This window comes from Vibrio sp. 1288 (assembly GCF_033344475.1).
On the sequence record NZ_JAWPOX010000020.1, the window covers coordinates 22,132 to 43,618 of the forward strand.

General features: G+C 52.3%; 19 protein-coding genes. 16 read left to right on the forward strand and 3 right to left on the reverse strand.

Going from position 1 to position 21,487, the window contains the following annotated elements:
* The 3 genes from R8O11_RS15445 to R8O11_RS15455 are packed head-to-tail and all read right to left on the reverse strand — an operon-like array spanning position 1 to position 3,025.
* Positions 1-2,193, reverse strand: a complete 2,193-nt coding sequence (locus tag R8O11_RS15445) for a DNA topoisomerase 3 (protein ID WP_000366823.1) — start codon at positions 2,191-2,193, stop codon at positions 1-3.
* Positions 2,193-2,426, reverse strand: coding sequence for a hypothetical protein (locus R8O11_RS15450; RefSeq protein WP_001191890.1), 234 nt, complete (start codon positions 2,424-2,426; stop codon positions 2,193-2,195). Before R8O11_RS15450 ends, R8O11_RS15445 begins: the two co-directional genes overlap by 1 nt.
* The gene (locus R8O11_RS15455; RefSeq protein ID WP_001249395.1) at positions 2,408-3,025 is read right to left on the reverse strand and encodes a hypothetical protein; all 618 of its coding nucleotides are present in this window, start codon (positions 3,023-3,025) and stop codon (positions 2,408-2,410) included. The genes R8O11_RS15450 and R8O11_RS15455 overlap by 19 nt, the downstream gene beginning before the upstream one ends.
* Before the next feature lie 167 nt (positions 3,026-3,192).
* Between R8O11_RS15455 and mobH the strand changes: the two genes are divergently transcribed.
* The 16 genes from mobH to R8O11_RS15535 all read left to right on the forward strand — a co-directional run bounded on the left by mobH (position 3,193) and on the right by R8O11_RS15535 (position 21,380).
* Positions 3,193-6,165, forward strand: coding sequence for a MobH family relaxase (mobH, locus tag R8O11_RS15460; protein WP_001326173.1), 2,973 nt, complete (start codon positions 3,193-3,195; stop codon positions 6,163-6,165).
* Complete coding sequence (gene traD / locus R8O11_RS15465; RefSeq protein ID WP_000178857.1) at positions 6,162-8,027, forward strand: conjugative transfer system coupling protein TraD; 1,866 nt, start codon at positions 6,162-6,164, stop codon at positions 8,025-8,027. The genes mobH and traD overlap by 4 nt, the downstream gene beginning before the upstream one ends.
* Before the next feature lie 49 nt (positions 8,028-8,076).
* On the forward strand, positions 8,077-8,622 hold the full coding sequence (locus R8O11_RS15470) for a hypothetical protein (protein ID WP_000228720.1): 546 nt from the start codon (positions 8,077-8,079) through the stop codon (positions 8,620-8,622).
* Entirely contained in the window at positions 8,579-9,208 is a 630-nt protein-coding gene (locus tag R8O11_RS15475; protein ID WP_000743449.1) for a DUF4400 domain-containing protein, read from the forward strand. The genes R8O11_RS15470 and R8O11_RS15475 overlap by 44 nt, the downstream gene beginning before the upstream one ends.
* A 47-nt stretch (positions 9,209-9,255) precedes the next feature.
* Positions 9,256-9,432 carry a hypothetical protein gene (locus R8O11_RS15480; protein ID WP_169342285.1) on the forward strand — a complete coding sequence of 59 codons (177 nt, stop codon included), beginning with the start codon at positions 9,256-9,258 and terminating at the stop codon, positions 9,430-9,432.
* A gap of 241 nt (positions 9,433-9,673) precedes the next feature.
* Positions 9,674-10,051, forward strand: coding sequence for a hypothetical protein (locus R8O11_RS15485; protein WP_000869261.1), 378 nt, complete (start codon positions 9,674-9,676; stop codon positions 10,049-10,051).
* Positions 10,051-10,713, forward strand: a complete 663-nt coding sequence (locus R8O11_RS15490; RefSeq protein ID WP_001231463.1) for a hypothetical protein — start codon at positions 10,051-10,053, stop codon at positions 10,711-10,713. The genes R8O11_RS15485 and R8O11_RS15490 overlap by 1 nt, the downstream gene beginning before the upstream one ends.
* A 180-nt stretch (positions 10,714-10,893) precedes the next feature.
* On the forward strand, positions 10,894-11,037 hold the full coding sequence (locus R8O11_RS15495; RefSeq protein ID WP_001275801.1) for a hypothetical protein: 144 nt from the start codon (positions 10,894-10,896) through the stop codon (positions 11,035-11,037).
* An 11-nt stretch (positions 11,038-11,048) separates the two neighbouring features.
* Positions 11,049-11,414: a hypothetical protein gene (locus R8O11_RS15500; protein ID WP_001052531.1), complete on the forward strand. Its 366-nt coding sequence runs from the start codon at positions 11,049-11,051 to the stop codon at positions 11,412-11,414.
* A 144-nt stretch (positions 11,415-11,558) separates the two neighbouring features.
* Complete coding sequence (traL, locus tag R8O11_RS15505) at positions 11,559-11,840, forward strand: type IV conjugative transfer system protein TraL (protein ID WP_000805625.1); 282 nt, start codon at positions 11,559-11,561, stop codon at positions 11,838-11,840.
* Positions 11,837-12,463 carry a TraE/TraK family type IV conjugative transfer system protein gene (locus tag R8O11_RS15510; RefSeq protein ID WP_001049716.1) on the forward strand — a complete coding sequence of 209 codons (627 nt, stop codon included), beginning with the start codon at positions 11,837-11,839 and terminating at the stop codon, positions 12,461-12,463. Before traL ends, R8O11_RS15510 begins: the two co-directional genes overlap by 4 nt.
* A complete protein-coding gene (locus R8O11_RS15515) occupies positions 12,447-13,364 on the forward strand; it encodes a type-F conjugative transfer system secretin TraK (protein WP_000794249.1) in 918 nt (305 codons plus the stop codon). Before R8O11_RS15510 ends, R8O11_RS15515 begins: the two co-directional genes overlap by 17 nt.
* Entirely contained in the window at positions 13,364-14,677 is a 1,314-nt protein-coding gene (locus tag R8O11_RS15520) for a TraB/VirB10 family protein (RefSeq protein ID WP_024131605.1), read from the forward strand. The genes R8O11_RS15515 and R8O11_RS15520 overlap by 1 nt, the downstream gene beginning before the upstream one ends.
* On the forward strand, positions 14,674-15,252 hold the full coding sequence (gene traV / locus R8O11_RS15525) for a type IV conjugative transfer system lipoprotein TraV (RefSeq protein ID WP_000793435.1): 579 nt from the start codon (positions 14,674-14,676) through the stop codon (positions 15,250-15,252). The genes R8O11_RS15520 and traV overlap by 4 nt, the downstream gene beginning before the upstream one ends.
* Before the next feature lie 78 nt (positions 15,253-15,330).
* A complete protein-coding gene (traA, locus tag R8O11_RS15530; RefSeq protein ID WP_064754699.1) occupies positions 15,331-15,648 on the forward strand; it encodes a TraA family conjugative transfer protein in 318 nt (105 codons plus the stop codon).
* 200 nt (positions 15,649-15,848) lie between these two features.
* A complete protein-coding gene (locus R8O11_RS15535; RefSeq protein WP_000606833.1) occupies positions 15,849-21,380 on the forward strand; it encodes an Ig-like domain-containing protein in 5,532 nt (1,843 codons plus the stop codon).
* The last annotated feature ends 107 nt before the right edge of the window (positions 21,381-21,487 follow it).

Here is a 21,487-nt window from a genome sequence, read left to right on the forward strand (position 1 = left end):
TCAATCCATAAAGTCCGACTTTTTGAAGGGCATAGTGCCTTTGCAATCGGGATACGCTGTGCAGCCCCAGAACTTAGAGGCTCGTTTCTTGCCAGGGGCTTTTCCTTTCCTGAGACGCATCGGGCTACCGCAATCTGGGCAGTCTGGACAATCCTCCGCCGCGATACGTTTCTCGGGTTTCCCTCGGTTGTCTGGGAACGTCTTCTTGCAAGCCTCGTTCTGGCAGCCCCAGAAAAAACCGTTCTTCCCTTTGATCCGGTGCATCTCTCCACCGCAGTTGAAGCATTCGTGTGAAGGAGGCTTCGCGCCCTCGAAGGCTTTAGCCATCGCGCCACCTTCTTTGGTCAGAACCGGTGCGGCCACTTTGAGCTGCTCAACCATTTGGCAGATCCAGGTGGAAATCTGCTTCATGAAGACAGACATGTTCCCGGAGCCGGAGGCAACTTTCTCAAGCTCCTGCTCCCAAGCCGCAGTCATGCCGGGTGATTTGATGGCTGGTGGAAGCACTGCTATAAGCGCATGAGCCTTATCAGTTGCAAGCAGTACCTTTTTCTGACGCTTGAAGTAGCCTTTATCAACAGCGCCCTGGATGATGCTTGCGCGTGTTGCTGGAGTGCCTAAACCGGCTGTGTCTTTGAGGATTTGTTTGAACTTCTCCTCAGTCACGAACCGGGCAATGTTCTCCATCGCGGCAAGCAATGTGGCTTCGGTGAAGTGCGGTGCTGGCCGCGTCATTTTGTTTGCCAGCTCGGCCCCATTCAGCAAGGCAGGTTCGCCCTGGCTAACCCTGGGGAGCTTCTCTTGTTCAACCGGCGCGTCGGTGTCTTCCCCCTCGTCCTTGGGACTGCTTTCACTATCAGAAGCAAACAAAACCTTCCAGCCTTGTTTGGTAGGTGTCTTACCAGCGGACGCAAAGAGGTGACGCCCACACTGCACCTCGATGGAGGTTTTGGTGAACTCGAACTCGCTGTAGAACTGCGCGATGTAGAAACGACGGATGGCGTCGTAAAGATTGAACTCGATCTCAGACATGGCACTGATGTCTGTTCTGGCCGGTGTTGGAATGATCGCGTGGTGCGCGGTCACTTTGGCGTCATTGAATACCCTGGCCTTGCGATGAGGATCTGCGCCAGCCACCAGCCCAGAGACGTTCTGATCGGACAAAATGAGCGCCTGGAGAATGTCCGGAATGTCTTCCTTTTGGCTCTCGGGTAGATAACGACTGTCAGTACGAGGGTAGGTGGTCGCTTTGTGCGTCTCGTACAGAGCTTGAGCTGCATCCAGTACCTGCTGAGCTGTGTATCCCCATCGTTTGCTCGCGTATTGTTGCAGCGACGTTAGATCGAAGGGGAGGGGGGCTGACTCTTTACCTGGTTTGGTTTCTGCTTTGCTGATAACAGCATTGGCACCATTGACCTGGGAGGCTACCTGCTCGGCATAGGCCTTATTGACGCACCGGCCTTGCTCGTCACTGCACTCTTCTGGTGGTATCCATTGGGCGGCAAACTGTCCATTCTGTACGGACACGTTCACACCCAGAGTCCAGTATGGTGAGGGGGTGAAACCGGCGATCTCTCGGTCCCGTTGACAAACAAGAGCGACGGTTGGGGTGATAACCCTGCCAACGTGAAGAGTGTGGTTGAAGCCGACATCTCGGGCCAGCACTGTGTAGAGGCGGCTCACGTTCATGCCTACCAACCAGTCAGCGCGTTGCCGTGCCAATGCGGCGTAGTAGAGTGAGACCGTATCCTTGCCATCCTTTACGTTGTTCAGCGCTTTCTTGATGCTTGACTCATCGAGAGCCGTCAAACAAACTCGGCGAATAGGGCCAGAGTAGCGGAATCGATCCAGAAGCGAACGGGCGATAGCCTCACCTTCTCGGTCGTAGTCCGTTGAGATGTAGATGGTGCTCGCCTTTTTGACCAGTCCCTCAACAATTTTGTACTGTTTGAACGCACTCTTGCGAACGTTGTACCGCCATGACTCTGGTGCAATAGGGAGGGTCTCCAGTGACCATGACTTGTAGCGTTCGTCATAATCGTCTGGCATATACAATTCCAGCAGGTGGCCGAACGCCCACGTAATAACGCGGTTTCCTCCATCATGGAGAAATCCATCACCTCGTTGGGAGGCCTTCATTACGCCAGCCAAATCTTTTGCCTGAGAAGGCTTCTCGCAGATATAAAGGTCCATTAAGCAGCTCCTCTCATCTTTGATTCCAGATTCGCCAGCTCAGTCCAGCTTTGAGCCAGACCTTTGACTTCGGGGTAGTCTCTGGAGAGGTTTTCGAGGACTCCAGAAATGACATAGGCCGCTTCGCTGGAATTACCCCTCGAACCGGCCTCCTGGAGCATGATTAATAAAGCGTCGAAGAGCTCAGCCTTACGGCCTAGCTCTGTCTGGTTTCTTATTTCAGAGCTTTGCATGGGTTCACCACTGAATAGGGACGCACGGACTCGCGCACAATGCGGCGATCTGCGTCAGTTACAGCCTGACTGGTGCAAAAGTGCGTCCAGGCATTCAGATAATCTTTATAGGTGTGGGTAGGTGGTATGCAGCCGGTTACAACGTCCTTGGGGATGTTTGTGGTTCCCTCGGCTTCCACAAAGCGCCAATCGTGCTCGTCCATACCTTTGCCACCATCGCAATAGCGTTCCCAGCGTGACAACTCGTACAGCGAGTAGCCTTTGCCTTTATTCATGGACTTGAAGGTATTGATGGCTTCGTTGACATCCCCGTGCTGTTTGATCCCTGCTGGAGTTTTATCTGAACCAGCGGAGTCATCTTTGACCTTGTTCATCGTTGCGCTGACATTACCGTCGCCCAGCACATGGATATAACCAGGTTGACGTAATGCAGCACCACCGCGCCCCATGTTGTCCCATGCCATCGACAGTTCCCGGCTAACTCGGGCAGGTTTGTCATTTTCGGCAGGGGCAGTCTGGGGCTGAGGCTTTTGCTCGGGGGCGTTAGAGGCACACCCGGCCAGAATTGCCACTCCCAGAATTGCTATCAGTTGTCTCATCGTGTCGTTCCTCATAAAAAATTGTCGATGAGCCCATTCTAAAAGGGGGGGGATGGAAAGCTGGTTTCTCAAACTGCCCAAATTGGACAGATAGGCGTGTGTGCGATCTAAAGGTGTTTTGAGAGCATGTAGCGACGAGAAATACGATAGGAATATGGTCAACCTACATGCTGAAAGCCCTTAACAAGTTATTTGGTGGGCGAAGTGGAGTGATCGAGACCGCGCCGAGCGTCAGAGTGTTGCCGCTTAAAGACGTGGAAGATGAAGAAATCCCTCGATACCCACCTTTTGCCAAGGGCCTGCCAGTGGCCCCACTAGACAAGATACTGGCAACCCAAGCTGAACTGATTGAGAAAGTGCGGAACTCTCTCGGTTTCACTGTGGACGACTTCAACCGGCTTGTTTTGCCGGTGATCCAGCGGTATGCCGCGTTTGTTCACCTGTTGCCAGCTTCCGAATCACACCACCACCGTGGCGCTGGTGGTCTGTTCCGACATGGGCTTGAAGTGGCCTTCTGGGCAGCTCAGGCATCTGAGTCAGTTATCTTTTCCATCGAGGGGACGCCTCGTGAACGCCGTGACAATGAGCCGCGTTGGAGACTGGCGAGCTGTTTCTCCGGGCTGCTGCATGATGTGGGTAAACCGCTCTCGGATGTGTCCATTACGGACAAAGACGGGTCAATCACATGGAACCCGTATTCGGAGTCACTTCATGACTGGGCACACCGTCACGAAATCGACCGTTACTTTATCCGGTGGCGCGACAAGCGACACAAAAGACATGAGCAATTCTCGCTGCTGGCGGTGGATCGAATTATTCCGGCTGAGACTCGGGAGTTTCTGTCCAAGTCTGGCCCGTCCATCATGGAAGCGATGCTGGAAGCTATCTCAGGAACCAGCGTCAATCAGCCTGTGACCAAGCTGATGCTTCGCGCTGACCAAGAGAGCGTCTCACGGGACCTTCGCCAGAGTCGTCTCGATGTGGACGAGTTCTCCTATGGTGTGCCTGTCGAGCGGTACGTGTTCGATGCCATCCGCCGCCTGGTTAAAACCGGAAAATGGAAGGTCAATGAGCCAGGCGCGAAAGTCTGGCACCTCAACCAAGGTGTATTCATTGCCTGGAAACAGCTTGGGGACCTTTATGACTTGATCAGCCACGACAAGATCCCCGGTATTCCACGAGACCCTGACACACTGGCCGACATTCTCATCGAACGTGGTTTTGCTGTACCAAACACGGTGCAGGAGAAGGGTGAACGTGCGTACTACCGCTACTGGGAAGTTTTGCCTGAGATGCTCCAGGAGGCGGCGGGATCGGTGAAGATCTTGATGCTCCGACTCGAATCAAACGACCTGGTGTTTACGACTGAGCCTCCTGCGGCTGTTGCTGCGGAAGTTGTTGGTGATGTTGAGGACGCTGAGATTGAGTTCGTTGATCCTGAGGAAGTCGATGACGACCAAGAGGAAGATGTGTCAGCTCTGAACGATGACATGTTGGCCGCAGAGCAGGAAGCAGAGAAAGCTCTAGCTGGTCTTGGCTTTGGTGATGCGATGGAGATGCTGAAAAGCACCTCAGATGCTGTCGAGGAGAAACCAGAGCAAAAAGATGCTGGATCAACGGAATCATCTAAGCCTGACGCTGGCAAGAAGGGTAAGCCGCAGAGCAAACCGGGCAAAGCAAAACCGAAGAGTGATACAGAGAAACAACCCCACAAACCAGAGGCAAAAGAGGATTTGTCCCCTCAGGACATTGCCAAAAACGCACCACCTTTGGCAAACGACAATCCGTTACAAGCACTCAAGGATGTTGGGGGTGGACTGGGGGACATCGACTTTCCGTTTGACGCATTCAGCGCATCGGCAGAGACAGCCAGCACTGACGCAACAAACTCAGAAATCCCAGATGTGGCAATGCCCGGAAAGCAAGAGAAGCAGCCAAAACAGGACTTCGTTCCACAAGAACAAAACTCCCTGCAGGGCGATGACTTTCCAATGTTCGGTAGTTCTGATGAACCGCCATCATGGGCGATTGAGCCGCTCCCTATGCTGACTGACGCACCAGAACAAACAACACCAGCGCCAGCAATGCCACCTACGGACAAACCTAATCTGCATGAGAAAGACGCAAAGACCTTACTCGTTGAGATGTTAGCCGGGTACGGAGAAGCATCGGCGTTGCTTGAACAAGCGATCATGCCTGTTTTGGAAGGTAAAACGACGCTGGGCGAAGTCCTATGCCTGATGAAGGGTCAAGCCGTCATTTTGTACCCGGATGGCGCTCGGTCGCTGGGTGCGCCGTCAGAGGTTCTCTCGAAGCTGTCCCACGCCAACGCGATTGTTCCAGACCCGATTATGCCAGGTCGCAAAGTTCGTGATTTCAGCGGAGTGAAGGCAATTGTACTGGCGGAGCAGCTTTCAGATGCAGTCGTAGCGGCCATTAAGGATGCCGAGGCGTCAATGGGGGGATACCAGGATGCCTTTGAGCTCGTCTCTCCCCCTGGCTTGGATGCAAGCAAGAATAAGTCTGCACCGAAACAACAAAGCCGAAAAAAGGCGCAGCAGCAGAAGCCTGAGGTTAACGCCGGTAAACCCTCGCCTGAACAAAAGGCGAAAGGTAAGGACTCCCAGCCACAGCAGAAGGAGAAGAAGGTCGATGTTACTTCTCCGGTTGAAGAGCCGCAGCGCCAGCCGGTCCAAGAAAAACAGAACGTGGCTCGCCTTCCTAAGCGGGAGGTTCAACCAGTGGCTCCTGAGCCCAAAGTTGAGCGTGAGAAGGAATTGGGACACGTCGAGGTGCGAGAAAGGGAAGAGCCAGAGGTTAGGGAGTTTGAGCCGCCTAAGGCGAAAACAAACCCGAAAGACATCAACGCGGAAGATTTCTTGCCGTCTGGTGTTACGCCTCAGAAAGCACTCCAGATGCTCAAGGACATGATCCAAAAACGCTCGGGCAGATGGCTCGTGACACCTGTCCTGGAAGAGGATGGCTGCTTAGTAACCAGTGACAAAGCCTTCGACATGATTGCCGGTGAAAACATCGGCATCAGCAAACACATCCTCTGCGGGATGCTGAGCCGGGCACAGAGACGGCCTTTGCTCAAGAAACGTCAGGGAAAACTGTATTTAGAGGTAAATGAAACATGACAATGAGTTATGACCCGCTCGCCTACGAGATGCCGTGGCGGCCCAACTATGAAAAAAATGCTGTAGCAGGCTGGCTTGCCGCCTCCGGCGCGGCTTTGGCCGTAGAGCAAGTCAGCACGATGCCTCCGGAGCCCTTCTATTGGATGACGGGGATCTGTGGCGTGATGGCGATGGCTCGTTTGCCAAAGGCTATCAAACTTCACCTGCTCCAAAAGCATTTGAAGGGGCGTGATCTGGAGTTTATTTCTATTGCGGAGCTCCAAAAGTACATCAAGGACACGCCGGACGATATGTGGCTTGGTAGTGGGTTCCTGTGGGAAAACCGCCATGCCCAGCGCGTGTTTGAGATCCTGAAACGCGACTGGACTTCCATCGTAGGGAGAGAGTCCACGGTCAAAAAGGTTGTCCGGAAGATACAGGGTAAGAAAAAGGAGCTGCCAATCGGCCAGCCCTGGATTCACGGGGTAGAACCCAAAGAAGAGAAGCTGATGCAGCCACTCAAGCACACTGAGGGGCATTCGCTGATCGTTGGGACCACCGGCTCGGGCAAGACCCGTATGTTCGACATCCTGATTTCACAGGCCATTCTGCGTGGGGAAGCCGTGATCATCATAGACCCGAAAGGGGATAAGGAGATGCGGGACAATGCACGACGTGCCTGTGAAGCTATGGGGCAGCCGGAAAGATTCGTCTCATTTCATCCAGCATTCCCGGAAGAGTCGGTGCGTATCGACCCTCTGCGTAACTTCACCCGCGTGACTGAAATTGCAAGTCGTTTGGCAGCGTTGATCCCGTCCGAAGCAGGGGCCGACCCGTTCAAATCATTTGGATGGCAGGCACTGAACAACATCGCTCAGGGCTTGGTCATCACTCATGATCGTCCCAACCTGACAAAGCTCCGCCGATTCCTTGAAGGTGGCGCTGCTGGCTTGGTCATCAAGGCCGTTCAGGCTTACTCAGAGCGAGTTATGCCCGACTGGGAGGCAGAAGCAGCGGCTTATTTGGAGAAAGTCAAAAACGGTTCGCGTGAGAAGATCGCTTTCGCGTTGATGAAGTTCTACTACGACATCATCCAACCTGAGCACCCAAACTCTGATCTGGAAGGCTTGCTGTCGATGTTCCAGCACGACCAAACCCACTTCTCCAAGATGGTGGCGAACCTCCTGCCGATCATGAATATGCTGACGTCCGGGGAGCTAGGCCCTCTGCTGTCTCCAGACTCATCTGATCTGAGCGACGAACGCCAGATCACTGATTCCGCAAAAATCATCAACAACGCTCAAGTTGCTTATCTGGGGCTCGACTCCCTGACCGACAACATGGTTGGTAGTGCTATGGGGTCCATCTTCCTGTCAGACCTGACAGCGGTTGCCGGTGACAGATACAACTACGGCGTCAACAACAGACCCGTAAATATCTTTGTTGATGAGGCTGCTGAGGTGATCAACGACCCGTTCATCCAGCTCCTGAACAAAGGTCGCGGTGCGAAACTTCGTCTTTTCGTTGCAACTCAGACTTTTGCTGACTTCGCAGCTCGACTGGGTAGCAAAGACAAAGCGCTCCAAGTGTTGGGGAACATCAACAACACGTTTGCTCTGCGTATCGTCGATGGTGAAACACAGGAGTATATCGCAGATAACTTGCCGAAGACCCGGCTCAAGTACGTCATGCGGACTCAAGGCCAGAACTCGGATGGCAAGGAGCCCATTATGCACGGAGGCAACCAAGGCGAGCGTTTGATGGAGGAGGAAGCTGATCTGTTCCCAGCCCAGTTATTGGGAATGCTTCCGAACCTGGAATACATAGCCAAAATTTCAGGCGGAACAATCGTAAAAGGCCGTCTGCCCATATTGACCCAGTAAGAGCAGAGCTATGTGTGACAAGAAGTATAGAAATTACGAGGTAGCCATCATGGTCGATGTGAACCCTTTCGACAGGGTTATGAATGAATTGAAAAGTCGTGGCCGCAAGAACGCTCACATCCTGAGCATCCTCCAATTCGACTGGCCTGCATCGGAGGCCATCATCGAGAAGCTGAGCTGCTACATCACAGACGGGATTAAGGCTAATCAGGAGCCTGTGATTTACCCGATCATTGAAGAAGCTCTGCATCGCTACAGCCAGCTCGTGTTTCATGAGCAGAGAGAGAAATATGAAGACCCGGCCAGAATTGGGGCATTTCTGGAAACCCTGATCACCGAAACCTGCCGGGCGTTGGAAGTGCAAATTGTCGATAGTGGCGGTGATTCATGGTCTGTCGATTCAGGAGAGTCGTTCTCACTGTGGCTTTCTTCCCATCCAGGAGAACTATCCATTAACCCGCAGCCCCATGAGGATGAGACCTCTTTGCGTGGCTTGCTGTATGAGCTCATCACCTGTGAGAGCGTGAAAACTGTTTTAAGGAGAACCGACTATGAAGAAGCCGTGGTTGCTGGTCGCATGGCTGCTGGTTATTGAGTTGCTGGCAATATTGCTGCTGATCCCTGGCGACTGGACAGACAGAGCCATCAAAAGGGAATCCGAGCTGGTGGAACAGAGTCTTGGTGTCGAAGCAAGAGACTGGATACAGAACAAAGCATCTACCTGGTTCAGGTCGAGCGTTATTGATTCAGGATTCTATGAGGGGATGTACCAAACGCTGATCCCATCAGAAGAGGAGCGCCAGAAGTCCAAGGGGATGCAGGACATGGGCAAGGGCTGGTTTGTGTGGGTCAAAGGCCGCATGGAAGCCTTTGTCAACGTCATTTACCAGTTCTACACAAGGTTGGCACTGTTAGCCGCGTGGGCTCCCTATATGCTGATCCTGTTCGTACCTGCGGTATATGACGGGATGATGACATGGCGAATTAAGCGGACCAACTTCGATTATGCGAGTCCGGTTCTCCATCGTTACAGCGTTCGCGGAACGATGTACCTGATGGCCGGATTGTTCATCGCGTTCTTCATCCCCATAGCGCTCGATCCGGTTGTCATCCCGATGACAATGATGACGTGCTGTGTCCTGGTTGGCCTGACGTTCGGCAACCTCCAGAAACGGGTATAGGGAGGGAGGATGAGCTACTCCGTTATAAATCAAGATGGGGTGCATCTGTGCGACATCCCATTGAACGTCTACCAGGTGATACGTCGCCAATCCTTGTCTGCGTTGTGGCTTTACTGGGCGCAGAGCTTGAATTTGGTGAAGGTGCTCATTGCTTGCGTCGGAAAGATGATCTTTGTGATGCCGGTAATGTGGTTCTGGGTGCTGGTGGTGTGCCGCTTGGTTGAACCAGAACGTATCTCAGACGTGTCAGGACTTATCTCTCCGGACGTGATCGGGTGGGCCGCTGGTGCGGCCATCACCCTCATTATCTATTCCGTTTTTACACGCCCAGCTTTGTACGGATACCACAACTTTTTCAAGCAGCATATTTGCTCAAGAGTAAAGCAAGTAACGCCGGAACTCAGAACAGTCACTGGGCCACTGTTCTTTTACCGAAACGAAATTGGAACGATATAGAGAGGAACCATGAAAGTAACCAATAAACTCAAACTGCTGGCACTGGGGCTGTGTATGGCCGGTACTGCCATCGCGGCTCCTGATGTGCTCAATGACGACGCAAAGCTCAAGAACCTTGAGAAGGTGTGTCCCGACTGTAAGATGGTGGCAAAAGATGTACTCAATCTGCGGGTTGAAAACTGCCAGCTCAAAGACACTTCCAGTGCAATGATGATTGGCACCATGCAAAATGACCCTATGTTTTCGTTTATGCTGGCAGTACACACAGCGGCAGGCTCGGAGGCATACAAAACGGTAGTTGGTGCCGCTGGCAACCATGTTGACTGTGAAAACCCGTTGAACTGGATCAAGCTGACCCAGCAAGCGATTAAAGGAGGCAAAGTCTAATGCGTAAGAGAGATTTCTTTTTTGGAGAGGTGTATGAGGGGGGTGCAGGAGCCACTCTACGACTGAGTGATATGGAACCATTGGCAAGAAAAGTGTCGGCAGAGTTCTTCACTGCACAACTGAACCGTATGCTGAAAGAGCATGACGGTCAGTTGACGCTCAGCGATGGAACGTCGTACCCCAGCTTTTGGAGCTTCATCGACAAGGTTGTTCCAGAGCAGGTTGGTTTCGTGGAGATCTACGCTCGGCAGGATGTTAACGATAATGTTGAAGCGACACTGGCGTGTGACATCGTTTTGGTAAATGGTGTGATCACCGTTAAACCTCACTGGTGTGCTTACAAAGACATCAGGGCTGACGAAGTGATTTCCACCTTACTGGTGCCTTTGCATTTGAAGGCTCTCCAGGGTAAGGCTTACATTCGCTGGGATGATGGTGAAACCGAACCTCTGTTACAAAACGACGACTATCAGGCTGAACTTGAAAATGTGTTTAGTGTTTCCAAGTACCCATCAGCCATGAGCTGGGGCGATACAGCAGACCAGAAGGTTAAGCAGTACAAGATGGACCTTGAGTGCGCCACAGATGTTGGTTGTCGAGGTGTCTCATCAGAGCAAGCATGGGATGCTTATCGAGAACTCCGTTACAATAGAACAGTGTGAAACAAGCGGCCATTGGCCGCTTTGAACTTTCACATGTGAAAGTTTTTCGCCTCCCGCTCTTATCATCTCCTCGAATAAACCTCCATAAAGTGCCCAAAATGGGCCGTAACAGCACTGTTCCTAGATTGATCAATTAAGAGACGATTACTCCGTGATGACGACAAGTTATTTGGAGGGTCTATGTCCGCACAAGCTCACGTCAGAGAAAGCGAAAGCTCATCTGGTTCATTCATCTCCTGGCAGTTCCTTGTCTGGCAGGTGATGTTCGTTATAGGTGTTGTTGCAGGGATGAACCTGGAACACGCATTCAATTTTCTAGGTTAATGGGAGGAAGTGTGAACCTTAATAAACAATTTTTCTGGTTTTTGATGAACGCGGTGCTGATGTGCATCTTCATCGTTCCAGTGGCCGTCGCGTTTTGGCTGTCTGCTTTTGCGGCAGGTTTTGACTGGAGTCAGTGGGTTAAGTTGGCTGCTGATACGGCCAACAGAGCTGCAAGTGACCCGGCCAAGGCTCTGGGCACGGTTCAGACCTACTGGGGCATTCTCAGCTTCTTCCTGCTGGCGGCGTACAGTCTGATGTTCAAGTTTAAAGCCAATGCTAACAAGGAAGTGAAAACTCTGGGGGTGGCCCGACCAGCCAATGAAGTTAGCGTTGCGGCTTCGGAAAAACATTCGGAAGCGGTTCCTCAAAATCAATAACCGATCCAGTAAACGCAAAAAAGGCGGCTTAGGCCGCCTTTTTTTATTTGTCGCTGGAAGTGCCCGAAAAGGGCGCGAAGCCGTGGCAGAAAATCAGTGACCCTGAATGAGAATACAGGCCACTAGGAAAAGAAGAGGGTTGCTATGAAGCCTGTAAAGATACCGCGCCGGGTCGATGAGCCCCCGCATCTGCTGTTGTGGAGCGCAGATGAGTTGGCCCCGATGCTTTTGGGGCTAACGATAGGGGTCATCATCGGTAAGGCCCTGATCTGCTTTCTGGGGGGGTTACTTGTAACCAACCTTTATCGCCGATTCAGGGATAACCATCCGGATGGATACCTGCTCCACATGATCTACTGGGCCGGGTTCATCATGACCAAGGCCAAATCTCTCAAGAATCCGTTTGTCCGGAGGTATTTGCCTTGAACCTGAAAAAGTATCTCAAGACCTGGGAAGGGACCCAAACAGAAAATAAGTGGGGACGAATCTTCCAGGGTGGTCTTATTGCTATCGTTTTCCTGCTGGTGGTCCAAGTATTCAGCAAGGAAACCATCGTCACTATCCAGCCTTTCACGCTCACGGAAGAAGCCTGGGTGACGAAAAATAACGCCTCTCAGTCCTATAAAGAGGCTTGGGGTTTCGCTTTTGCTCAGCTCCTTGGCAATGTGACGCCAGGAACCGTTGACTTTGTGAAAGAACGGATCACCCCGCTTCTCTCCCCGAGCATCTATCAGGACGTGATTGATGCCATCGAAATTCAAGCTCAACAGATCAAGAACGACCGCGTAACCATGCGGTTTGAGCCGCGTTTTGTTGAGTACGAGCCCAAGAGCGACAAGGTGTTTGTCTACGGATATTCCTACGTCAAAGGGGCTTCTTCTAACGAAGAGCGTAGCGAACGCTCCTACGAGTTCGCCATCAAGATTTCAAACTACGCGCCCGTGCTGGACTACATCGACACCTATGTAGGAAAGCCACGCACCAAAACTGTTTTGGAGCAACTCCAGCGCAAAGAAGAAAACCGGAGAAAGCATGAAGAACAACGCTAAACTTTCGCTCCTGGCGCTGTCCTTGGCGCTTGGAACTTCAATGGCCTATGCCTCGGATGACATTCCTGTTGTCCCGGCCAGTGTTATGAAAAAGGATGTTCCTGCCCCTGTGACGTCAGGACAAAGCTCCCATGAGGTTGTGGGCAGCATGAATGAAAACCCCTTACTGACGATGAAGCCGGGGGTTAACCAGATCATCCCGATAGCCGTTGGTCATCCGAACCGAATCGTCACGCCTTTCAGCAATCCTGAGATCGTTTCAACATCTCTGACCGGGGCGACGGATAACGGCCAGTGTGGTGAGGTCTGCATCAAAGAGAATGTGGTCTATGTCGCCACGGATAAGCAGTATCCGGTGACTATGTTCATTACTGAAAAAGGCTCGGAAGCCCAAGCTCTCAGCCTGACGATGGTTCCCCGTCGTATTCCGCCCAGAGAAGTCTTTCTCAAGCTCGATGGTGGTGTAGGTATCACTGGTGCTTTTGCCAATACCAAGGCTGAGACCTGGGAACAGAGCCAGCCTTATGTCGAAACCATCCGGTCAGTATTCCGAAAGATTGCTCTTGGTGAAGTCCCTCAAGGTTACACGTTGAACCGCATCCCTGCTGGTGCTGCGGTGCCGAGCTGCGCTCATCCTGGGGTAAAGGTGGATTTTAGCAAGGGGCAATACATGATGGGCCACCACCTTAACGTGTTCATCGGTGTCGCCCTGAACGTCTCTGATCAGCCTATTGAGTTCAAAGAGGCGTTGTGTGGGAGCTGGGATGTGGCTGCGGTGACTACGTGGCCGCTTAACGTGCTTGAGCCCGGCCAGAAGACGGAGATCTATGTGGCGAAGAAGCAGAAGCGTGGTCTCGCACCAACGTCTAAGCGTCCATCGCTGCTGGGAGGTGCCCAATGATTAAGCGATTTTGGACACAGTTAGACCCCAACAAGAAGCGTTGGGTGTCTATCGCTGGCGGCGTCTTCGTTCTTTTTGCGGTCGTGACAATGTTCTCTGGTGAACCCAAGAAAGAAGAGAAGCGCGGTCGCCAAGAAACCATCAAGCACGTTCTCACAGACAAAAACACCCGTGAGATCGGGATAGATTCGTTGTCTGCCGATGTGAAGATGGTGTCTCGTGAAAACTCCGACCTGAAAAAGGAGCTGGAACGAGTCAAGAAAGAGCTGGAGGAAACCAAAACCACTGCCGGGAAATCCAGTGATGTTGGCCGTGAGATGACCCGCCTTCGTCAAGATTTGGACCGCCTGACCCAGAAGAACATGGAATTGGCTAAGAAAGTCGAAACCGGCGCTGCTGGTGGAAAAACATCCTCTTCATCAGAGGATGCCAGAGCCGATGTTAATGGTGCATCTGGTGGTGATGGTCAGTTCATGGAGAAAAAGCTCGACTACAAAGATCCAGCATCCTTTTTTCGGGACGCACCGCTTCCTGACTCGAAGGGTGGGGCTCCTGCAACTGGCAAGGGAGACGGTCGTGATGCAACTAAACCAGGCATCCAAATAGTGAGCTACTCGCAGAAAGCGCCAGAAGTTGAAGAGAAGGACAACAAGGATGATGAGTCTATCTACCTACCTTCTGGCTCCATCCTGACAGGGGTGCTCATCAACGGTATGGACGCACCAACATCTCAAGGTGCTCGTCGAGATCCGTTCCCTTCGACCCTCAGGATTCAGAAAGAGGCTATTTTGCCTAACCGCTTCCGTGCGGATGTTCGTGAGTGCTTCCTGATTGTTTCAGGCTATGGAGATCTCAGTTCAGAGCGAGCGTACCTGCGTGGCGAGACCTTCTCGTGCGTTCGGGATGATGGGGGGGTCATAGAAGCGAAGCTGGATTCCTATGCAGTGGGTGAAGACGGTAAGGCCGGTGTCCGTGGTCGCGTCGTATCGAAGCAGGGGCAAATCATCGCCAAGAGCTTGATGGCAGGCTTCCTTGGTGGCGTTTCCGAAGCCTTTGACGTCAATCCTGTGCCGGTCGTCAGCACTAACCCTGGCTCAAATACCCAGTACCAGTCTGTGTTCTCCGACCAGATGTTGCAGGGAGCAGCAGTGAAGGGGGCCAGTAAGGCGCTAGATCGCATCGCTCAGTTCTATATCGACATGGCCGAAGGCATCTTCCCCGTTATCGAGGTCGATGCTGGCCGTCAGGTAGACATCATCGTGACCAAAGGAACCAAGCTACAAATTCGTTCCACCGGGGGAACCAAGAAATGAAAAATTTGAACATTTTGACCAGAAAGGGCAGTTCCAGAGGCGAGGCTCAAAAGGAACAGGCAGTAAGATCCGCAAAGATGTTGGGGGTGGGTGCAGCGCTACTTATTTTGTCGGGCTGTTCGACGTTCAACATCGGCAAGGATGAGTATAGCTGTCCGGGAATGCCGAATGGTGTTCAGTGTATGTCAGCGCGAGACGTTTACGCCGCAACCAATGACGGAAATGTCCCGCGCCCAATGAAACCAGAGGAAGTCGAGGCCAAAGCGGAAGCGGATGGCGAAGGTTCCTCAAACGTTTCAGCGAACTCATCTAGCTCCGGAGACCCGGTGATTGACAACTATGTCGCACCGCGTCTTCCGGATCGCCCGATTCCAATTCGTACACCAGCACAGGTTATGCGGATTTGGGTAGCTCCCTGGGAGGACACCAATGGTGATCTCATCGTGACAGGGTATGTCTATACCGAAATCGAACCGCGCAGGTGGGTGATTGGGGATGGCACACCGCAAAGTGAGCCAGTTTTGAGACCGCTGCAAACGGTACAACACGAACCGAAGTCTGAAACAACCAAATAGGAGATGTTCTTGATGAACGCAAATCAGTTGGCGAATGCCTCAAGTAAAAACAACGCACTCTTCCTCTTCCTGGGGTTGATGGTGGTAGCCTTCCTGCTCGTGCCGGATCAGGCCCACGCTGGTACTGGTGGTACAGCGTTTGACGACGTATGGGTAACTCTCAAGGATTGGACCCAAGGTACTTTGGGTCGAATCGTTGCGGGTGCGATGATCCTGGTCGGTGTTGTTGGTGGTATCGCTCGCCAGAGCCTCATGGCTTTCGCTATGGGTATCGGTGGCGGTATGGGCCTGTACAACTCCCCGACCGTAGTGGAATCCATCATGTCTGCTACTCTGGAACATGCAGAGAAGGTCATCCCGGCTGTTGTGCAACTCAGCAATGGCCTGGGGGTGTAAAAGACACCTTGCCGTTAATCAACGGGTGATAGGGGCAGCCTAAAAGCTGCCCTTATTTTTTGGCAAAAAGTCCAGTCATAACAAATTCCAACTATTTCCTTATTTGCTCAAAAAGGGCACTTCCACAGCCCATGTTTATGCACTCCCTCCCGTAACCTCCAGCATTGGGTTCTTGTAACTCAAAACGAATGGAGAATGCGATGATCAATTTCAAGCCTAAAATTCCGGCGATGCTTGGGGCTCTGGCGGTTCTTACCGCTGGTGCTGCTCATGCAGAGCTGCTGGAATACACCTTTAAGGCTCCAGATGGTACGCAACGGTCTCTGACTCCGAATGCCAACTATGCCAACCCAACGGGCAATATCTCGTTTGCCTTGAGTGCCGGTATCGACCGAAAGGTAAAGATTTCGGTGATTCGGTCGGATGGAACAGTGGTTTCGACAGCGACCAGCCACCTTCTTGGGGCTACTGATCGCATCACAGTGGGTGGAAAATCCTACTATGGTGCGGAACTTCAACTACCGGCTCCTTCCGAGGGAGTCTACAAACTAAGGGCCGAAATACTGGCGTCAGACGGAAGTTCCGTTCAGACTGATGAATACCCGCTTCAAGTCGATACGACAGCGCCAAGTTTGGCAAACGTGACAGTAAAAGGGGAATGGAACCGGGCGCTTTCTGATGGAACGCTACTGCGAGGTCCTAACCGATTTTCAGGTATAGATGTGTCTGCATCTGATGCCGGTTCTTCGGTTTCCTCTATACAGGCGTATGCTGTAGATAGCAAAGGCAAGAGGAGTCCTGTTGTCTCGGTTAATTACGCCAACGGCCAAGGCCAGTTGTTGAACTGGAGCACTGTGTTCCCTAATGGGGAGGATCTATATACGCTTCATTTCGAGGCCCTGGATAAAGCAGGGAACAAAGGGTCAATAGCCTATCCTATTGCTTGGGATTCAGTAGGTGCAAAGTCTGGAGAGAATCCTGAGCCAGTAGCAGTGTATGACCCTAAGAACCCGCAGGCCTCAACTTTTAAGGTTAATGGTCAGGCCCTATCAGGTTTTGCGCCTTATCAGAACGGAATGACCATTTATTCCGATACCTACAGGGTGCTCTACCGGATACCCAAAACAAACTCCTATCCTTCTTCACCTTACGGTGCTCAAAGCGGTAACTGGTGTGATTATAAAAACTGTATTGAAGGCAATATCATTGCCGAAGACGGTACATATGATTATCGGCAGACGCAAGCTGATGTATTCCAGCAACATGGGACAAAAACTAAGTCGTTTATTATTTACGACTGGGTTATGAACTCTCTTGGTAATACATCCGTCAGTGTGAAAGCTGATCCATCGGTTAGCTTGGCTCCCATCGGTAAGTATGTTGAATATCTTAGGGATGATGGTCAGTGGGTCCGCGGTGAAACCATTAATATGAGCTCAGTTAACCATTATAAAAAACTGAGATTTCATGTTGAGCCGAGACCTTACGCTCAGGAGTTATGGGGATCTTGGTTGCCTACTACTAAAATTCCGGCAAATGCTTCTTATGCAGAAGTGGATACGGATATATCGTTCAGTGGGCGCTCATGTTCATGGCCTGGATATTGGTCTCGACCGGAAGGGAAGCCTGAACTTCCGTCTGATCGGATTGGGGCAACGTTCTGCTATGACCTTAACCCTCCTGAAATTGCTGGGTTAGAACGAAATGGGCGGATTTTTAAAGCTCATTTCCGTGAGCCTGATTCATTTGACGGTTGGGGTGTTAACCAGTGGGTTATTTCTAACAACTCAAGTGCGTCTGCGATAACCTCGACTGGCGAAGAACGTCCGTTGTCTCGTACTGAAGTTCTTCGTAGTAGCACAAATGATTGGTTTTTCACATTTTCTGCTGAGAATCTGTCAGAGGGCACATATACCGGCATATCTCTCGTAGCTAAAGATGCTTTCGGTAATGAGGTTAAGCAGGTATTCACTGGCTCCCAATATGCTATGAGCATAGATAATTCAGCGCCGACACTAACCGTATCGATCAGTGATGGAGCACCAATCCAGTCTTTGGATGATGTTGTAATCACCTTGACTGATACTGCCGACCCGAGTCCTAAGCTGACCTCTATTGCCCTCGTCGGAGGCCCAGCCGATGACAAGGTGCAGTTGTCTTGGCGTGAGGAGTCGAAAGGTCGATTCCGCCTTGAGTACCCGGTAATGTTCCCGTCTTTGAAGGAAGGGGAATCTTACACGCTGACTGTTTCCGGTGAGGACGCACAAGGCAACGCGGTTCAAAAGGCGGTTGGCTTCGAGTACAAACCGCGTCAGGTGATGCTGGCGGATGGGATGGATGGCAAGGTTATGGTCCCCGCTGTCACTCATGAATTTGTTCATGCAGATGGCAAGCGGATCATCGAGACCAAGCCGCTGACGCTCAGTGATGGTGCTGTCGTGACAGGTTCATACGACGTGTTTGCGACCCTCCGTTCTGATGCGAAAGTGCCGCTGGTGGTGAATGGGGTGCGTATCGAGCCGGGCCAGACAATGGGGATCATGAGCCAACATGATTTCGGTGCGTCAGGTGGTCGTTTGAGCATTCCGGTTAAACCGGCTGTTCCTGATGTGGTCGGCTCTTCCAGTCTTCTTGTCATGACCTCCGCGCCGAACTCACCCATCTTGGTTGTGGACATCAATACCTGGAAAGGGACGGCCAAGCTCTCGGCTGAATCATGGACAATTCGCCAGGTTATTGACCCGGTGAAAATCTATGCCCTGCCAGAGTCGGGTGTGCCTTGCCGGTTCACCACGAAAGAGGATGTGGCTATGGCCGCAGACCCAATTCGTGACCCGGTGTGTTTGCTCCAATGGGACAGAACTCCGGATGAGGCTGAACAAACTACGCAGGACAACAACGGGATGAAAGTTGCCGGGCTGGTGGGGCAGGCTGTGAGCATTGGTGAACAACCTGTCGAATACAGCCTGTACCTGTTCAGTGGTGACGGTTCCAAGGTAAAAGTTGGGTCTGGCTCTCAGAACCTGACGGTAACTACTGCCTATGGCTCTGTTGGTTACACCCCGATTGATGACATTGCTCAGGTGAATCGCGTCATTGAAGACTTTGATGTGAACTTCAAGCAGAGCAAAGGTCCTGATTGTTCAATCACTCTCAGTGCTGACCGTGCGAAAAACGAGGCCGCGAACAAAGCTGTTGGCAGTGCAAGCCGCACCTGTCTGTTCGAGTGGCAGCAGATCCCCGATGGACTGGTCCAAGACCCGTTATCGGAATCTCCTTCGTTGTCAGGTTCCCTGGCCGAGAACGGTGATCACCCTCTGGGGTGGCGGGTAAGTATTTTCACCCGTAACGGCACTCGGGTGACGTTGAACGACGAGACTTTCAATGTCGAAGCGGTTGACCCACCAGCTCCGACCGTTGAACTAGCCTCCGACTACAACTTCAAAGACAACATCTACTTGGTGCCGATGACAGGTAACTACCTGGGTGATGCCATTATCAACTCTGAACGAGCTGATCTGGATATTGCCATATCGCGCAACTCTGATGTTCTTGAGTCTGAGACCTTCACTCCGGGATGGGGTGCCACCAATAAGGTGTATCGCCGCATCAATACCGATGAGCGAGCGTTGTGGGAGGAGACCACCTACAAGGTGAACGCGGCCTACAACAAGGTGCCTGATGTGAAGACTGAGGTTGTCTACCGGGCTATCTCTGCACCTTCTGACAGTATCCGTCCTATCGTTGAAGTTAAAGGTGATACCGCGATTGACACCCAGGCATTGCCGGTTAGGGTTCTCATCCGTGATCAGTACAAACCTGATGGTGACTATGACGCTAACACGATGGGGGTGTGGAAAGTACGCCTGATCCAGCAAAAGGCCTACAACGAGACGGTTGCGCTCACTGATTATGCGGAAGCATCGAACGGTGAAGCTCAGTTCTCAGTAGACCTGTCTGGTGTGGATACTTCCTCCGTCCGTATCGCTGCTGAGGCTGTTCTGGAAAGCCCTGTTGAGGGTTACAACCGCACAGAGTTGTCTATCAGACCTGCCTTCTTGACAGTGCTTCGTGGTGGTGCCATCGGTGCTGGCGTGGAGGCTCGCAAGTTGTCTGGTGAAGCTCCGTTCACTGCTGTGTTCAAGCTATCTTTGGACGACCGTCAGGATCTCCGGGCTACCGGCCAGGTTGTGTGGGAAACCAGTAAGGACGACGGTAAAACCTGGGAGCAGTTCATCCCAGAAGATCGATACAAGTATCAGCTTGTGAAGACCTTCGATAAGGGGGAGTACCAGGTTCGGGCCAAGGTGGTGAACGTCAACTCAGGTGCGGAAAAGTACACCGAAGCGGTCAGTGTTGTCGCTTACGACAAACCTGATATTGCTGTTATCGGCCCGACCACGTTGTTTGTCGGAAGTGAAGGCAAGTACACAGCGAACCTGACGTTGAACGATGAGCCAATCTCCGGTGGCAATGCCATTGTTGAGTGGTCTACTGACGGTGGCAAAACCTACGCGCAGACAGGGGATAGCATCACGCTTTCGAGCGATGAAGAAACCCGATACCGCCTGTGGGCTCGTGTGCGCTCTGCCACTGCACCGGCTGATGACGGCTATGCCTATGAAGTTGCGAAAACGGCAGTTGACTTCCGAGCAGTGAAGGCCCCCCGTCCTTACGTGACAGGGCCGCGAGTCATTGAGACCGGTAAGAAGTATGTGTTCAAAGCCGAAACCAGCCTGCCTTACCGTGGGATGGACGTGAAGCTGAACGGGTTCTTCACGCTGCCTGATGGCTCAATTGTGCAGGGTGATACTGCTGAGTACGTGCCTTCGGACACTGACCTCAACCAGGCTACTGTAGAAACGAAGTACACCACCTGGATCGAAGGATACCGAGATCAGGGTGCAGAAGCCTCGCATAGCCTACGCTCCCGCGTGTGGCAGTATGTATGGCCGAGCTTCGGAATGCAGGTCAGGAAGAACGCTGACGTGGCTCCTGCGACGATCACCGCGTCAGTGCGGCCAATTGCCTTCAACGGCAAGCTGGAAGAACCGACCTACGAGTGGGAGTTGCCGGAAGGCGCAGTGATTCAGGATCAGCGGCAGGATATTGTCCGGTCCTTTGTGATCAATGAGCCGGGCGATTACAACATCAAGGTGACTGTCCGTGATGCTCGCGGCCATGAAACCGTGATCGAGCAACCGCTCAAGATCGGCCAGGCAGAGCCCTATGCTATCGACCTGCAATACTCTGGCTCGAACAAATACGAGCGTGAGCCTCTGGATGTGCTGTTGCGACCGTACATTTCTGGCGGCCACCCACGCGACCGTATTTCGACTCGCGTCTACTCGGTAGATGGTACGCCGTTGGAAAGCAGCGGTTACTACGGCAGAGCAACTCTGGGCGCTGGTGAGCACAGCATCAAGCTGAAAATAACCTCAGAAATGGGGCATGAAGCTGAGGGCGAGGTGAACATCAATGTGGCAGAGAACAAGTTGCCTGCATGTAGCCTGAGCTCACGAGAGACCGTTGGGTCGTGGATCGTTTATGCGAACTGCGAAGATACCGATGGCCGCATGAAGTCCTACGAATGGACCATTGCCGGTGAGTTGCAGAGCATCAGCTCTGATCGAGTGACTATCAGCAAGGGCACCTATGAAACGATGCCGACCATCTCTCTGGTTGGGGTCGATGACTCTGGTGGCAAATCCGAAGCTGTTACCATGAACTAAGGTTCATTCCTCTCAAAGCCCGGTTCAGACCGGGCTTTTTTTTGTATCGCGCTGGAATTGTCCAAATTGGGCTATTACAGAGGCGAGTCTATTTCCCTCCCCCGGAT

What these genes read in the sequence shown, in the direction of transcription:
- traD (WP_000178857.1), top strand. Translation starts at nt 6,162, where the DNA reads ATGACAATGAGTTATGACCCGCTCGCCTACGAGATGCCGTGGCGGCCC.
- R8O11_RS15450 (WP_001191890.1), bottom strand. Translation starts at nt 2,426, where the DNA reads ATGCAAAGCTCTGAAATAAGAAACCAGACAGAGCTAGGCCGTAAGGCT.
- R8O11_RS15485 (WP_000869261.1), top strand. Translation starts at nt 9,674, where the DNA reads ATGAAAGTAACCAATAAACTCAAACTGCTGGCACTGGGGCTGTGTATG.
- traA (WP_064754699.1), top strand. Translation starts at nt 15,331, where the DNA reads ATGGTGGTAGCCTTCCTGCTCGTGCCGGATCAGGCCCACGCTGGTACT.
- traV (WP_000793435.1), top strand. Translation starts at nt 14,674, where the DNA reads ATGAAAAATTTGAACATTTTGACCAGAAAGGGCAGTTCCAGAGGCGAG.
- R8O11_RS15445 (WP_000366823.1), bottom strand. Translation starts at nt 2,193, where the DNA reads ATGGACCTTTATATCTGCGAGAAGCCTTCTCAGGCAAAAGATTTGGCT.
- R8O11_RS15470 (WP_000228720.1), top strand. Translation starts at nt 8,077, where the DNA reads ATGGTCGATGTGAACCCTTTCGACAGGGTTATGAATGAATTGAAAAGT.
- R8O11_RS15535 (WP_000606833.1), top strand. Translation starts at nt 15,849, where the DNA reads ATGATCAATTTCAAGCCTAAAATTCCGGCGATGCTTGGGGCTCTGGCG.
- R8O11_RS15490 (WP_001231463.1), top strand. Translation starts at nt 10,051, where the DNA reads ATGCGTAAGAGAGATTTCTTTTTTGGAGAGGTGTATGAGGGGGGTGCA.
- R8O11_RS15475 (WP_000743449.1), top strand. Translation starts at nt 8,579, where the DNA reads ATGAAGAAGCCGTGGTTGCTGGTCGCATGGCTGCTGGTTATTGAGTTG.
- R8O11_RS15515 (WP_000794249.1), top strand. Translation starts at nt 12,447, where the DNA reads ATGAAGAACAACGCTAAACTTTCGCTCCTGGCGCTGTCCTTGGCGCTT.
- R8O11_RS15495 (WP_001275801.1), top strand. Translation starts at nt 10,894, where the DNA reads ATGTCCGCACAAGCTCACGTCAGAGAAAGCGAAAGCTCATCTGGTTCA.
- R8O11_RS15455 (WP_001249395.1), bottom strand. Translation starts at nt 3,025, where the DNA reads ATGAGACAACTGATAGCAATTCTGGGAGTGGCAATTCTGGCCGGGTGT.
- mobH (WP_001326173.1), top strand. Translation starts at nt 3,193, where the DNA reads ATGCTGAAAGCCCTTAACAAGTTATTTGGTGGGCGAAGTGGAGTGATC.
- traL (WP_000805625.1), top strand. Translation starts at nt 11,559, where the DNA reads ATGAAGCCTGTAAAGATACCGCGCCGGGTCGATGAGCCCCCGCATCTG.